We start from the raw sequence: 12,905 nt of genomic DNA on the forward strand, positions 1-12,905 counted from the left end.
AGCGCAGCTGACGGAGGGGGGACATTCCCCCCCTCGCCCCGGAACTGATCCGGGGCACTCCCCCCGCAGGCGGGGGGAGAAAGACGGACGCGTTGGTGTTGTCATTTTCGGCACTCGTCGCGAAAGCGCGCCTATTCTGTGCCGCAGTACACAAAGGATTCAAGCGCAGTCCCGTCTGGCGCGATTCCGTGCGGCAGGGGATCATCCTCCATGCGAATGACGCTCGTCATTTCGCCGCCCGCCACCGTCAGACCGACCTGACCGACCACATAGCGCTGGTCCGCGTGCAGCAGCAGGGTCATCACCAGGCGGGTATTGTCGCCGCCGCGCGCCTGGACCACGCCGATGCCCCGGATTTCACCGTCCGCGAGTTCCTGCGGGTGCATCGACGTCATCGACAACGCCATGTCGATCGGGCCGGTGCCGAAGTCGGCACGGATCCGGCCCCGGTCGGCGCTGTCCCGCGGGTCCCCGGCGATCAGTGTGAAATAGCGGCGGCCTTCGGCGGCGCAGGCATCGCCTTCGGCCATGTCCTCGACATAGCGGCCATCAGGCAGCAGCGGGGCGGGCCCGGCCTCCGCGTCCTGGGCGGTCAATGACAATGCGGCCAATGCGAGTATCATCATGACATGCAACCTCCCGTTTCCTGATCCTTACCCCGGCCGGACGACCCGCCGCAATAACCTGTGATCGCCTAACCGCCGCAATATCCGAACGGACCGGCGGCCTCGCCCTCGGCGACATGGACCACCGCTTCCCGGCCCCAGCGTTCGGCCTCGAACCCCATCACCTCGATCCACACCCGGCCGTCCGCATCGACGGCGATTGCGGCGGTGAAGGTGCCGATCGTCTGGCCGCTGGTGACGCCGCCGATTTCGACCCCGGCGGTGTGGACCTGTCCGCCCTGAAGCCGGGCCCGGCGCATTCCGTCCCCGGAGAGTGCGGCCAGGCGCGGCGGGGTGTGCAGGATGTAGTCGCCCGCCTCGTCCCCGATCCGGAATCCGAAGGTTCCGAGATTGGGCGAGCGCGCATGTGGCGGCGCGTCCAGCGCATGAAGATCGAAATGATCAGCGTTGTCGTCATTACAGAGCGGAACCCCGTCCGCGCCGAGCGCGGCATAGCGGCCATTCTCCAGCCGGTCCGCTGCGGCGCCGTCACCGGCGGCCAGCAGGGTGAGGGCAGTCAGGATTTCGATCATGGTCACTCCCGGTCTGCGGCGAAGTCTGGCGCCGGAGTCATGAAACCGGGGTGAACGCCCCTTGCCAGCGCGCGCCGTCTCGGTCAGTGTCGCGCCGCATCCGAGGGGGGCCGCCGGCAGGTGGCTGAGACCCGGGCTGACGCCGCCCTGGCCACCCTTACAACCGGATCCGGATCATGCCGGCGTCGGGACAGGAGAGAGACATGCTTCGCTTTGCCAGTATTGCCGCCCTTGCCCTCGTGGCCGCAGCCTGCACGCCGCCCGCCGACGAGGCCGTGACGGCTGAAACCGCGGCGCCCGAATCTGCGGCACCCGAAACCGCCGCGCCCGAGACCGGCGGATCCGATGCGATGCCGCAGATGCAGGCGGTCCTGAACGCGCCGGACGCGCAGACCCTGCACGCCTTCCTGCTGGCGAACGAGGCGGCCATCATCCCGTCCGACTGGCACACGGGTGAACCGGCGGGCCAGCAATTCTGGGATTTCCCCGACACGCTGGACGGTTATGTCGCCAGTTCCGAATGCGCCTGGACCAGCAGCGACCAGAGCGCGATGAACTGCTTGCTGACCGTCGCCGAGCCCGACGGCAGTGAGGACGGCCCGCGCAGCGTCATGTACCGCGCCGAGATCGGCTACACGCCCGAGGGCGAACTGACCCTCCTCAGCCCGAATGTCCGCTGGGCGACGATGGGGTAGGGCCTCTTCGCGTACCCGTCAGATCGCAACTGCGAAAGAACCCCCATGAACAAGCCCACCACCCAAGACGCCTTCGACACGCCGAAGGTCACGACCGGCCCGCTGCCCGGCTCGCGCCGCGTCTACACGTCGCCCGCCGCCGCGCCGGACCTGAAGGTCCCGCACCGCGAGATCGAGCTGCACCCGACGGCGAACGAGCCGCCGCTGCGCGTCTATGACTGCTCCGGCCCCTATTCCGATCCGGCGGCCAGCATCGATGTCGAACACGGCCTCGCCCGCACCCGCACGGACTGGGTGCTCGAACGCGGCGGGGTCGAGGCCTATGAGGGGCGCGAACCCTCGCCGCTCGACAATGGCGGCGCGACCGGCAAATACCTCGCCCGCGAGTTTCCGGTGCGGCATCGTCCGCTGCGCAGGATTCCCTCCCCCGCCGGGGGAGGGTCAGGGTGGGGGGCAAACGGCGCTGCCGCCGCGTCCGGCCCGGACGGGATCACCCCACCCCAGCCCTCCCCTCAAGGGGAGGGAGCGGGTAAGCGCCATCTGGTCACCCAGCTGGAATTCGCCCGCGCCGGCATCGTCACCAAGGAAATGATCTACGCCGCCGAGCGGGAAAATCTCGGCCGCGCCGCCGCCATGGCGGGCGCCGCCGAACGCCGCGCCGACGGTGAGGATTTCGGCGCCGAAATCCCGGAATTCGTGACCCCGGAATTCGTCCGCGACGAGATCGCGCGCGGCCGCGCCATCATCCCGGCCAACATCAATCATGGCGAGCTGGAGCCGATGGTGATCGGCCGCAACTTCCTGGTGAAGATCAACGCCAATATCGGCAATTCCGCCGTCGCCTCCTCCGTCGAGGAAGAGGTCGAGAAGATGGTCTGGGCCATCCGCTGGGGCGGCGACACGGTGATGGACCTCTCGACCGGCAAGAACATCCACAACACCCGCGAATGGATATTGCGCAACTCGCCGGTCCCGATCGGCACCGTGCCGATCTATCAGGCGCTGGAGAAGGTGAACGGCATCGCCGAGGACCTGACCTGGGAAGTGTTCCGCGACACGCTGATCGAACAGGCCGAACAGGGCGTCGACTATTTCACCATCCATGCCGGCGTGCGGCTCGCCTATGTGCCGCTGACCGCCAGCCGCGTCACCGGCATCGTCTCGCGCGGCGGCTCGATCATGGCAAAGTGGTGCCTCGCCCACCACAAGGAGAGCTTCCTCTACACCCATTTCGAGGACATCTGCGACATCATGGCGGCCTATGACGTCTCCTTCTCGCTGGGAGACGGGCTGCGCCCCGGCTCGATCGCCGACGCCAATGACGCCGCGCAATTCGCCGAGCTGGAGACGCTGGGCGAGCTGACGAAGATCGCCTGGGCGAAGGGCTGCCAGGTCATGATCGAGGGGCCGGGCCATGTGCCGATGCACAAGATCAAGGCCAATATGGACAAGCAGCTCGCCGTCTGCGGCGAGGCGCCCTTCTACACGCTGGGGCCGCTGACGACCGACATCGCGCCGGGATACGACCACATCACCTCGGCCATCGGCGCGGCGATGATCGGCTGGTTCGGCACGGCGATGCTCTGCTACGTCACGCCGAAGGAGCATCTGGGCCTGCCCGACCGCGATGACGTGAAGACCGGCGTCGTCACCTACAAGATCGCCGCCCACGCCGCCGACCTCGCCAAGGGCCACCCGGCCGCGAAACTGCGCGATGACGCGATGAGCCGGGCGCGCTTCGAATTCCGCTGGCAGGACCAGTTCAATATCGGCCTCGACCCGGAAACCGCGAAGGATTTCCACGACCAGACCCTGCCCAAGGAAGCGCACAAGGTGGCGCATTTCTGCTCGATGTGCGGGCCGAAATTCTGCTCGATGAAAATCAGCCAGGACGTGCGCGACTTCGCCGCCGGCAAGACCGGCGCCACCGCCGAAGAGGCGAAGAAGGGCATGGAGGAGAAGGCCCTCGGTCCGAAGGCGGAGCGAAGCGAAGCCGTGGACCCATCAGAAATCGAGGCCGGGCTGAAAGCCAAGGCCGAGGAGTTTCGCGCGAAGGGCGGCGAGGTCTATCTGGAGACGGGGGAGTGATACGGGGGCTGGTCACGGCGGTTTTCGCCGGACTGGCCATCCTCTTCGCCGCGCTGACCGCCTTGCGGGCGCGCCTGCCCTATGACGAGGCGGGCCGGTATTTCGACCCGGCGGACGCCGTGACCTATGACCAGCAGGCGGTGCTGGTCTATGGCGTGCTGGCCTTCGCCGCAGCGGTTGTCGCCGTAGTTGCGGTGGTCTGGAAGCGGCCCGCACGGTCCTGAGGCACCGCGAAGCGGCGTCTCGACGGGCGGCTCGTATCCGCGACCTTCCCCGGTTTTGCGAAGCAAAGACCGGGGTCTATCTCGTCACATCGTCTGGAACCCGGATCGCGCTGCGCGCGTCCGGGAAACGGCAGTTTTCACGGACCGTCAGCCTGTCTCGTGGATTTGCCCGGCTCCGCGAGTGCGGCGACGGCAAAGCCCGTTCGGCGAACCCGAACCGTTCCGGCGGAGTCCTCGATTCGCCTCTGAGGGAGTCGCCCGGGCGCGAGGCTTTGTATAAACTTTTCCGAGGGACAGCGTACGGGTTGGGAGAATGGGGTTTCTCCTCGAGGAATTGTGGAAATCCGTGTCGAACGGGTGGTTGCTGGCGCTGTCGATCATCGGCGCCTTCGGCTTTCTGTCGGCCTTCAACCACGTCTATGACTTTTCCGCCTTCCTCTATGTCGCGCGCCAGATCGGACGGCTGTCGGAATTCTTCTGGATCGACGTCCTGCGCATTCCCATTGCACCGATGCTCTCGGAATATCTGACGATCCTCGTGCTCTCGCTTCTGCTCTTCCTTCGCGGCACCCTGCTTCGGGTGGAAAATGCCGGGGCCTGGGTCAGTCATATCCGCGGCGGCGCGGAACACTGGAACATGCGTATCGTGATCGGCCTGTTCGCGATCGTGTTCTCGGCGGTGCTCTATTACACGTTCGGCGGCATCTGGACCGAGATGCAGATCGAGATCGACCTCGACACCGCGCATTCCGATTTCTGGTACGGCGCCTTCCTGGTGACCGCGTCGGTGCTGATCCTCGCCGTGTCCGCGGTCTTCCTGTTCTTTTATCCCCGCGTCCTGATGGCGGCCTGTGTCGCGGGCGGGTTGCTGCTCGGCCTCGATCTCGCGCTCGACCGGTTTGCCGAATCGACGGTCGAACGGGTAGCGGACGATTTCGGCGTCCGGTTTTCCGGGGCGTGGGCCGATACCGGCGTGATCGACGGCACGATCAACGGCTTCCCGATTGTCGACGGCACGATTGACGGACGCCCCGCCGCAGGCAGTTTCCGCGCCCGCACGAATGCGCGGTTGCGCGCCGGACCGACGATGAACAGCGACCATCTCGCAACGGTGCCCCAGGGCGGACGCCTGTCCGTTCTTGGTGTCTCGGCGGATGGCCGGTGGATCGCGGTGCGCTACGAGTCGCCACTTGGTCCGGTGACGGGTTTCGTCCACCGGTCGCTGATCGTTCACTAGCGGTGCGACCGCTTCCCGCTTGCCGCCCCGCTCCCGGAGGAAACGGACGGGACAATGCTTCCGGTCGACACAGGCGGCACTTGTGGGCACCATGAGCGACCGAGATATCAGGGGGCGGCATGAAACGCACCGCAATCACCGCTGGCGCGCTGGCGCTGCTGACGTCATCGCTCGCGCTGGGCGACCATCACGGCCGCGGCGCCGAACAGGTGAACGGTTTTCCGGGCGTCTATGTTCACCCGCAGATCACGATGACCTTCACCGGCGACGGCTATCTGATCACCACCGTGAATGCGAGCAATGTGACCGCCGGGGTCCAGACCTACACCGTCGCCGACGGCATTCTCACGGTGCAGGACGTGTCGCCGCCCGCCTTCTATTCGCAGGACATGGCCGATTGCGTGCGCGACAATCCGGCCACCTATCAGATCAATGATCTGCCGGACGGATTTTCCATGACGGCGATCGACGAGCCGTGTCCGCCCCGCGCCGGTCTTCTGACGCGGTTCGAATTGCGCGACTATGTCCGCCCGGCGGAATAGCCCGCCGCTAGCGCTTGTTCTTCATGTGCTCCAGGCCGCTGACCGAGCCGGTCTTCTGCGACGGCTGCGAGGCATTGGTCTTTTTCTTCTGATTGTGTTCGGCTTTCGGTTTCTTGGTCTCGCGGCTGGACTTCTGTTGACCCTTGGCCATGGCTTTGCCCTTTCAGGGGACGAGGCGTCCCCGGCACGGTTCAGGCTACGCCTTTTCGCGGTGTCGCGATAGCGTCGCGGATTTGACGCTGGCCGGATGCGGCGTATCTCGACTAGCCTCTGGCTACCCAATCCCGACCGCGAAAGCGCCGCCCCATGATCATTGTTCATCACCTTGAGAATTCCCGCTCGCAGCGCGTCCTCTGGCTGCTCGAGGAGTACGGGCTCGAATACGAGATCCGCCACTACAGGCGCGATCCGAAGACGATGCTCGCCCCGCCGGAGCTGCGCGCCGTCCATCCGCTGGGCAAGTCGCCGGTGATCGAGGATGACAGCATCAGGGTCGCCGAGACCGGCGCGATCTTCGAATGCCTGGCCGAGACCTATGACAAGGGAAGGCTGATGCCGCCGCGCGGCACGCCCGAGGCCCGCGCCGTCACCTACTGGCTGCACTATGCCGAGGGCTCGGCGATGACGCCGCTGCTGCTGAAGTTGATCTTCTCGCGCATGCCCGACAATGCCGGGGCGCTGGTCCGCCCGCTGGTCAGGGGCGTGGCGAAGAAGGCGATGGACAGCTTCGTCGATCCGCGCGTCAAGGAGCATGTCGACTACTGGGACGCCTCGCTCGACGCCACGGGATGGTTCGCGGGCGCGACGATGACGCTCGCCGACCTGATGATGAGCTTCCCGCTGGAAACCGCCGCCGCGCGGGGCGGCGCGGGCGAACGCACCAATATCCGCGACTTCCTGAAGCGCATCCATGAACGGCCGGCCTACAAGACGGCGCTGGAGCGCGGCGGACCCTACGCCTACGCCGGCTAGCGACTAGTGAGGGTCGGCGGGCGCGGCGTCATGCCCGGTATCGGCCAGGCGTGTCCCGCCGGGCTCCGTGGCCGGCAGGCTGGCCAGCGTGACTTCCGCCTGCACGGCACTGGCCGGGGCGTCGGAAACCAGCGTCCGGAAAGTGCGGGTCTCGCCCGGGCGCATCGGCCCGCCTTCGACCAGCACCGTCCATTCCAGCACCGCGGCCGCTTCGCCGTTCAACAGCGCCGCGCGCAAGGCCGGGGCGGTGCGTTCGCGGCGGTCGATATTGCGGATCGCGCCCTCGATCACGATGACCGGCAGGCCGTCCTCGCTGTCGCGGGTGATGGTCAGATCGCCCAGCGCGACGCCATAGGGATTGGCCTCGATCCCCACCGCGGCATAGGCGCTCGAGGCCTGCGGCCAGGCGCTGACGATGTCGGCCCGGAATAGCAGCGCGCAGACCAGCACGCCGGCCACCGCCGCGCCCAGCCCGCCCCAGGCACCGCCCGCGGCGGTGCGGATCGCATTCTTGCGCTTCTGCTCGACCTTTTCGCGATAGGCGCGGTGCGGCAGTTTCGGTTCGGTCTCGGCGGCCGGCCGGATTTCCGGCAGCGCGGCGGCATCGGTTTCCGGCGTCGCCATCCAGACATGGCCGCACGACGCGCAGCGCACCTTGCGCGCCTGCGCACCGAAGGTGCTGGCATCGGCGCGGTAGCGCGTGGCACAACTGGGACAGCTCAGTATCATCTCGGCTCGATTCACCGCATCGTAATCCTGTTCGTGTCTGGAGTATTCCCGTGCCGTCCGCCTCCCCCGAAACCCGCGCCGACGATGCGCTCGAAAGCGTGATCCGCTTCGACGGCGTCGGCATGCGCTATGGGCGCGGACCGGAAGTCCTCCAGGACATCAGCTTTGATCTACCGCGCGGGAGTTTCCAATTCCTCACCGGACCGTCAGGGGCCGGTAAAACCTCGCTTTTGAAGCTGATTTATCTCGCTCAGCGGCCATCGAGAGGCCTGATCTGGCACTTTGGACGTGATTCGTCGAAGCTTCACCGGAGTGATCTGCCCGATATCCGGCGGCGAATCGGCATGGTGTTCCAGGATTTCCGGACCCTCGATCATCTCTCGGTCTTCGAGAACGTCGCCCTGCCGCTGCGCGTCGCAGGCCGCAAGCGCAAGGAATACGCCGACGATGTCGCCGAACTGATCCACTGGGTCGGACTCGGCGACAAGATGGACGCCCATCCCCAGACCCTGTCGGGCGGAGAACAGCAGCGTGTCGCCATTGCCCGCGCCGTGGTCGGCCAGCCCGAATTGCTGGTCGCCGACGAGCCGACCGGCAATGTCGATCCGGCCATGGCACGCCGCCTCCTGCGCCTGTTCACCGAGCTCAACCGGCTTGGCACCACCATCCTCATCGCCACCCACGACATCACCCTCGTGCGCGCGCTCGACGTGCCGATCATGTCGCTGGCCGACGGACGGCTGTCGACCGGACGCCGGAAGGCGAGCGCATGACGGAAGACCCGCGTCCGCCCGCCGCGCCGGGAAAGCCCGCCCCGCTTCTGCCCGCCGATTCCGGGCGCGACCGGCCGCTGTTCGCTGTGGCGGCGATTCTCGTCTTTCTTGCCTGTCTCGCCGCGCTGGGCGCGCGCGGCGCCTGGACCGTGGCCGACGGCTGGATGGCCGACCTGTCCGGCCGCATGACGGTCCAGATCCTGCCCGTTGACGGGCGCGACACCGGGGCCGACGCCGCCGAAGCGGCGGGGCTGGCCCAAGCCCTGCCGGGTGTGCGCCGGGCAGAGGCGGGTACCCGCGCCGAGGCGGAAGCCCTGCTCGAACCCTGGCTCGGCGGGGACGGCCTGCCCGCCGACCTGCCGGTTCCGCTGCTGGTCGACATCGAACTGGCCGCGATGGCCCCCGCGACGGCGGCGGACCTCACGGCGGCGCTCGAGGCCGCCGGAATCCCCGCCCGCGTCGACGACCACGCGCGCTGGAGCGAGGCGGTGGTGCGCACGGCGCGTCTCGCGCGCCTGATGGCGCTCGGCCTGCTCGCTCTGATCGCCGGTGCCGCCGCCGCCGTGATCGCCTTCGCCGCACGCGCCTCGCTGGCGGCGCGCCAGTCCGTGGTCGATGCGCTGCACCTCGTCGGCGCGCAGGACGGCTATATCGCGCGGCTGTTCGAACGCCGCTTCTTCGTGCTCGGAATCCGCGCCGGGATTGCCGGCGCCTTTTTCGCCTTCGCGATTGCCCTGCTCGTGACCTATGGCGGGCCGGGACAGTCCGAGGGCTTCATCCCGGTGTGGAGTTTCAGCCTGTGGGACGGCGCCGTGCTGTTCTTGGCCCCTGTGCTTGCCGGGCTGATCGCGGCATTGTCGGCACGCCTCGCGGTCGCCAGTGACTTGCGGGCGCGCTGGTGATCGGCCTGTATCTTGCCATGATGACCGGGATAATCGGACAGGACGCGAAGGACGGGCCGGAAAGCGACCATGGCCAGACGGCGTAAACCAGTGACTTCCGGCGGCCCGTTGCTGATGGCTGCCCGCCTTGGTGCCTTCCTGGTGCTGGGGGCGCTGCTGGCCGGCTTTGTCGCCTTCAGCGTCCATATCGCGCGCCTGTCTCCCGACACGGGCGCAAGCGGCGATGCGATCATCGTCCTGACCGGCGGCGAGGGACGTCTGGCCGTTGCGACCGAACTCCTCGAACGCCGCGCCGGGTCGCGACTGCTGATCTCCGGCGTCCACCCGGACGTCACCCCGGACGAGCTGCGCGCGGCGATGGGCGCCAGCGCCCCGCTGTTCGACTGCTGCGTCGATCTCGGCCGCGAGGCGGCCGACACCACCGGCAACGCGATCGAGACGGCGGGCTGGGTTTCCGAGCGCGGCTATGACCGCGTGCTGATCGTGACCAGCGACTACCACCTGCCGCGCAGCCTGCTGGAGATGCGCGCGCGCATGCCCGAGGTTGAGCTCGTCGCTTATCCGGTGCCGTCCCCCCGGCCCTGGACGGATGTGAATTCCGCGCGCCGATGGGTGCTGGAATATCTCAAATTCACGGCGGTCTGGGCGCGCTACAGCGTGTCCAACCCGCACGCCTGATCCCGCCAACCCCCGAGCCGCGCGAAACCGATGACCCTCATCCGATCCCTTCTTTTCGTTGCATGGATGTACGGCCTCGTCCTGGTGATGGGGATGATCGGCATCTGGCTGCTGCTCTGCCCGCGCAGCTGGGTCCGCGCCTATTACCGGCTCTGGCTGACCCTTGTCTTCGGCGGGCTGAAGCTGATCTGCGGCCTGCGCTACAAGGTCGAGGGGCTGGAGAACATCCCCGAGGGGGGCGCGCTGATCGCCTCGAAACACCAGTCGATGATGGAAACCCAGGCCTTCTGGCAGATCCTGCCCGACCCGGCGATCATCCTGAAGAAGGAACTCGCCTACCTGCCCTTCTTCGGCTGGTTCGCGGTCAAGCTCGGCAATATCGTGGTCGATCGCGGCGCAGCGGCGAAAGCACTCAGGAAGATGCTCGGCGATGCCCGGCGCTGGGCCGCCGACGGACGCCAGATCCTCATCTTCCCGGAAGGCACGCGCATGGCGCCCTTCGAGACGGATGAATTCAAACCCGGCGTCGCGGGTCTCTATTCCGCGATGAAGGCGCCGTGCGTTCCTGTGGCCCTCAATACCGGGCATTTCTGGGCCGGGCGCGGCGTCATCCGCAAGCCGGGCGTGGCCACGATTCGCTTCCTCGAACCGATCGAGCCGGGCCTTCCGCGAGAGGAATTCATGGCGCTTCTGAAGCAACGCATCGACACGGCCACCGCCGAACTCGAAGCCGGACTGGAGACAGAGCGATGAGCCGGACCCGCCGCGGCGGCATGCCCGTACGCTTTCTCCTGCCCTTCATCGGTGTGATCGTGCTTCTCGTCGCCTACACCGCCTACTGGCTCTACGCGCAGGGCCAGATCCGCCAGTCGGCGCTGGCCTGGATCGATCTGCAGCGCCAGTCCGGCTACGAGATCGAGCACGCCCCGGTGCGCGTCGGCGGCTATCCCTTCCGCTTCGAGGTCAGAATCGCGCAAGCCACGGTCGCAACGCCGGAGGCGGTCGAGGGCTGGACGCTTCAGACCGGTTCGGCGGTTGCCGTGGCGATGCCCTACGACTTCAGTCACTGGATCGTCGAAATCCCGGATCCGATGACGATCGCATTCGACCGGGGCGGCGAATATCGCCTCGCCTCGCAGACGACCCGGTTCAGCGTCCGCGCCGGGCAGGGCGGCACGCAGCGGATCGCCATCGAGATCGACGATCTCGGCATCGAGACCCTGTCCGGACCGCCGGCCACGGTCGAACGGGTCGGCCATCTGCGCCTGATCAGCCAGCTCACCGGCGAAGACACGCTCGACACCCAGCTCGCCGCCGGAGCCATCGCACTGGGCAATGTTGCCCTCGACGAGGCGCTGGTCGATGAATTGGGCACGGAGATCGGCCTCGTCCGGCTCGAACTGTCGGTTACCCACTGGTCCGACCTGGTCCGGGAAGCCCGCACCGATCAGTGGGTCGATGCGGACGGCCGTGTCGAGATTACCGAATCGGGCATCGACTGGGGTTCGGTCGCCTTCCGGGCCGAAGGATCGCTGACCGTCGATCCGGCCGGCTATCCTGACGGCCGCGTCAGCCTCTTCGTGCTCGATCCCGAAGCGCTTGCCGACGTGCTGGTCGCCAGCGGGACGGTGCGCGGCGAGAACGAGAATGCACTGAGGCTGCTGGCCCAGTCCGCCCCGCGCGGTGAGCGCGGCACGGCGGTGCCGCTGACCCTGCGCAGTGGCGGCATCTATCTTGGTCCCGTGCGGATCGGTGACCTGCAACGCGTCGGCGGCTGATCAGGCGGCCATGAATTCGGTCAGCGCATCGACGACCTTGCGGTTGTCGTCCGCCCGTCCCGCCGTCAGGCGCAGCGCGTTCGGCAGGTTGTAGGGCACGAGCGGCCGCACGATCAGTCCGCGCGCAGTCAGGAAGCGGTCGGCATCAGCCGCCGTCTTGCCCGTCGTCTCGGGGAAATGGATCAGCACGAAATTTCCGACGCTCGGCGTGATTTCGAGGCCGATGCCGCGCAGCTGCTGGGTCAGATAGGCGACCTGCTCGCGATTGTGCGCGGCGGATTTTTCCCGGAACTCGATGTCCCGGATCGCGGCGATACCGGCATCGATGGCGGGCAGGTTCACATTGAACGGTCCGCGTACCCGGTTCAGCACGTCGATGATCGACCGGTCGGCATAGGCCCAGCCGAGACGCAGTGCGGCCAGGCCGTGGATCTTGGAGAAGGTGCGCGTGACGATGGTGTCGTCTCGCTCGCGCGCCATCGGCAGCATGGTTTCATAGTCCGGCACGTCGACATATTCGGCATAGGCCTCGTCGACGACGAGCAGGCAGCCCTCGGGCAGTCCGGCGCGCAGGCGGCGGACTTCCTCGCCCGAAAGATAGGTGCCGGTGGGGTTGTTCGGGTTGGCGAGGAAGACGATCGCCGCATCATCGCCCGCCGCTTCCAGCAGCGCATCGACGCTGGCCCGGCAGCCGGTCTCCGGCGCCGAGACGAAGTGCGCGCCCGACGTCATCGCGACGAGGCGGTAGACGAGAAAGCCGTATTCGGACTGGACCACCTTGTCGCCGGGTTCGAGATAGGCTCGGCCAAGCAATTGCAGGATCTCGTCCGAACCGCAGCCGCACACGATGCGGTCGGCTTCCAGTCCTTCGACCTCGGCGATCGCTTCGCGCAGTTTTCGCGCACCGCCATCGGGATAGAGATTCAGCTTCTTCGAGGCCGCCTCGAAGGCTTCCTTTGCCTTCGGCGAACAACCGAGCGGGTTCTCGTTCGACGACAGCTTCACCGGATTGGCGACCCCGGGCGCGTCAGCGGCGCCGGGTGTATAGGGGCGGATGTCGAGAATGCCGGGTCGGGGCGTCACGGGCAT

Annotated in this window: 16 protein-coding genes and 1 riboswitch; of the genes, 11 read left to right on the forward strand and 5 right to left on the reverse strand. The window is 67.2% G+C overall.

Annotation, left to right across the window (positions count from 1 at the left end; translation table 11 throughout):
• Positions 1-131: 131 nt before the first annotated feature.
• The gene (locus tag ACFOOR_RS11220; RefSeq protein ID WP_343164689.1) at positions 132-626 is read right to left on the reverse strand and encodes a hypothetical protein; all 495 of its coding nucleotides are present in this window, start codon (positions 624-626) and stop codon (positions 132-134) included.
• Positions 627-694: 68 nt separating this feature from the next.
• Positions 695-1,198: a hypothetical protein gene (locus tag ACFOOR_RS11225; RefSeq protein WP_343164688.1), complete on the reverse strand. Its 504-nt coding sequence runs from the start codon at positions 1,196-1,198 to the stop codon at positions 695-697.
• A gap of 93 nt (positions 1,199-1,291) precedes the next feature.
• Positions 1,292-1,407, forward strand: a riboswitch (TPP riboswitch).
• Here ACFOOR_RS11225 and ACFOOR_RS11230 point away from each other — a divergent pair.
• The 5 genes from ACFOOR_RS11230 (at position 1,402) to ACFOOR_RS11250 (ending at position 5,984) form a co-directional block, all read left to right on the forward strand.
• On the forward strand, positions 1,402-1,893 hold the full coding sequence (locus tag ACFOOR_RS11230; RefSeq protein WP_343164687.1) for a hypothetical protein: 492 nt from the start codon (positions 1,402-1,404) through the stop codon (positions 1,891-1,893). It overlaps the preceding riboswitch by 6 nt.
• A gap of 45 nt (positions 1,894-1,938) precedes the next feature.
• Positions 1,939-3,981 carry a phosphomethylpyrimidine synthase ThiC gene (gene thiC, locus ACFOOR_RS11235; protein ID WP_343164686.1) on the forward strand — a complete coding sequence of 681 codons (2,043 nt, stop codon included), beginning with the start codon at positions 1,939-1,941 and terminating at the stop codon, positions 3,979-3,981.
• On the forward strand, positions 3,978-4,205 hold the full coding sequence (locus ACFOOR_RS11240) for a hypothetical protein (protein ID WP_343164685.1): 228 nt from the start codon (positions 3,978-3,980) through the stop codon (positions 4,203-4,205). Before thiC ends, ACFOOR_RS11240 begins: the two co-directional genes overlap by 4 nt.
• Positions 4,206-4,518: 313 nt before the next feature.
• On the forward strand, positions 4,519-5,442 hold the full coding sequence (locus tag ACFOOR_RS11245; protein ID WP_343164684.1) for an SH3 domain-containing protein: 924 nt from the start codon (positions 4,519-4,521) through the stop codon (positions 5,440-5,442).
• 119 nt (positions 5,443-5,561) lie between these two features.
• Complete coding sequence (locus ACFOOR_RS11250) at positions 5,562-5,984, forward strand: hypothetical protein (RefSeq protein ID WP_343164683.1); 423 nt, start codon at positions 5,562-5,564, stop codon at positions 5,982-5,984.
• Between the two features lie 7 nt (positions 5,985-5,991).
• On the opposite strand, the gene ACFOOR_RS11255 is transcribed toward ACFOOR_RS11250, so the two are convergent.
• Positions 5,992-6,135 (reverse strand): hypothetical protein, encoded by a 144-nt coding sequence (locus tag ACFOOR_RS11255; protein ID WP_343164682.1) that lies wholly within the window; start codon positions 6,133-6,135, stop codon positions 5,992-5,994.
• Between the two features lie 155 nt (positions 6,136-6,290).
• Between ACFOOR_RS11255 and ACFOOR_RS11260 the strand changes: the two genes are divergently transcribed.
• A complete protein-coding gene (locus ACFOOR_RS11260) occupies positions 6,291-6,956 on the forward strand; it encodes a glutathione S-transferase family protein (protein WP_343164681.1) in 666 nt (221 codons plus the stop codon).
• 3 nt (positions 6,957-6,959) lie between these two features.
• On the opposite strand, the gene ACFOOR_RS11265 is transcribed toward ACFOOR_RS11260, so the two are convergent.
• Entirely contained in the window at positions 6,960-7,685 is a 726-nt protein-coding gene (locus ACFOOR_RS11265; protein ID WP_343164680.1) for an MJ0042-type zinc finger domain-containing protein, read from the reverse strand.
• Between the two features lie 50 nt (positions 7,686-7,735).
• Here ACFOOR_RS11265 and ftsE point away from each other — a divergent pair, with 50 nt between their 5' ends.
• The 5 genes from ftsE (at position 7,736) to ACFOOR_RS11290 (ending at position 11,816) form a co-directional block, all read left to right on the forward strand.
• Positions 7,736-8,458, forward strand: coding sequence for a cell division ATP-binding protein FtsE (gene ftsE, locus ACFOOR_RS11270; RefSeq protein ID WP_380214563.1), 723 nt, complete (start codon positions 7,736-7,738; stop codon positions 8,456-8,458).
• On the forward strand, positions 8,455-9,360 hold the full coding sequence (locus ACFOOR_RS11275; RefSeq protein WP_343164679.1) for a cell division protein FtsX: 906 nt from the start codon (positions 8,455-8,457) through the stop codon (positions 9,358-9,360). Before ftsE ends, ACFOOR_RS11275 begins: the two co-directional genes overlap by 4 nt.
• A 114-nt stretch (positions 9,361-9,474) precedes the next feature.
• Positions 9,475-10,038: a YdcF family protein gene (locus tag ACFOOR_RS11280; RefSeq protein WP_343164678.1), complete on the forward strand. Its 564-nt coding sequence runs from the start codon at positions 9,475-9,477 to the stop codon at positions 10,036-10,038.
• A gap of 30 nt (positions 10,039-10,068) precedes the next feature.
• A complete protein-coding gene (locus ACFOOR_RS11285; RefSeq protein ID WP_343164677.1) occupies positions 10,069-10,791 on the forward strand; it encodes a lysophospholipid acyltransferase family protein in 723 nt (240 codons plus the stop codon).
• Entirely contained in the window at positions 10,788-11,816 is a 1,029-nt protein-coding gene (locus ACFOOR_RS11290) for a DUF2125 domain-containing protein (protein WP_343164676.1), read from the forward strand. The genes ACFOOR_RS11285 and ACFOOR_RS11290 overlap by 4 nt, the downstream gene beginning before the upstream one ends.
• Here the strand turns inward: ACFOOR_RS11290 and hisC are convergent, their stop codons facing one another.
• Positions 11,817-12,905, reverse strand: a complete 1,089-nt coding sequence (gene hisC / locus ACFOOR_RS11295; protein WP_343164675.1) for a histidinol-phosphate transaminase — start codon at positions 12,903-12,905, stop codon at positions 11,817-11,819. It abuts the gene before it with no gap.

The sequence above is a fragment of the Hyphobacterium vulgare genome, from assembly GCF_042643335.1.
Taxonomy (GTDB): domain Bacteria; phylum Pseudomonadota; class Alphaproteobacteria; order Caulobacterales; family Maricaulaceae; genus Hyphobacterium; species Hyphobacterium vulgare.

Bases quoted from the DNA above. Each gene is read 5' to 3' on its own strand.
- ACFOOR_RS11245 (WP_343164684.1), top strand. From the start codon at position 4,519: ATGGGGTTTCTCCTCGAGGAATTGTGGAAATCCGTGTCGAACGGGTGG.
- ACFOOR_RS11260 (WP_343164681.1), top strand. From the start codon at position 6,291: ATGATCATTGTTCATCACCTTGAGAATTCCCGCTCGCAGCGCGTCCTC.
- ACFOOR_RS11285 (WP_343164677.1), top strand. From the start codon at position 10,069: ATGACCCTCATCCGATCCCTTCTTTTCGTTGCATGGATGTACGGCCTC.
- ACFOOR_RS11230 (WP_343164687.1), top strand. From the start codon at position 1,402: ATGCTTCGCTTTGCCAGTATTGCCGCCCTTGCCCTCGTGGCCGCAGCC.
- ACFOOR_RS11280 (WP_343164678.1), top strand. From the start codon at position 9,475: ATGGCTGCCCGCCTTGGTGCCTTCCTGGTGCTGGGGGCGCTGCTGGCC.
- thiC (WP_343164686.1), top strand. From the start codon at position 1,939: ATGAACAAGCCCACCACCCAAGACGCCTTCGACACGCCGAAGGTCACG.
- ACFOOR_RS11255 (WP_343164682.1), bottom strand. From the start codon at position 6,135: ATGGCCAAGGGTCAACAGAAGTCCAGCCGCGAGACCAAGAAACCGAAA.
- ACFOOR_RS11265 (WP_343164680.1), bottom strand. From the start codon at position 7,685: ATGATACTGAGCTGTCCCAGTTGTGCCACGCGCTACCGCGCCGATGCC.
- ACFOOR_RS11275 (WP_343164679.1), top strand. From the start codon at position 8,455: ATGACGGAAGACCCGCGTCCGCCCGCCGCGCCGGGAAAGCCCGCCCCG.
- hisC (WP_343164675.1), bottom strand. From the start codon at position 12,905: ATGCCCGTGACGCCCCGACCCGGCATTCTCGACATCCGCCCCTATACA.
- ACFOOR_RS11225 (WP_343164688.1), bottom strand. From the start codon at position 1,198: ATGATCGAAATCCTGACTGCCCTCACCCTGCTGGCCGCCGGTGACGGC.
- ACFOOR_RS11220 (WP_343164689.1), bottom strand. From the start codon at position 626: ATGATGATACTCGCATTGGCCGCATTGTCATTGACCGCCCAGGACGCG.
- ACFOOR_RS11250 (WP_343164683.1), top strand. From the start codon at position 5,562: ATGAAACGCACCGCAATCACCGCTGGCGCGCTGGCGCTGCTGACGTCA.
- ACFOOR_RS11290 (WP_343164676.1), top strand. From the start codon at position 10,788: ATGAGCCGGACCCGCCGCGGCGGCATGCCCGTACGCTTTCTCCTGCCC.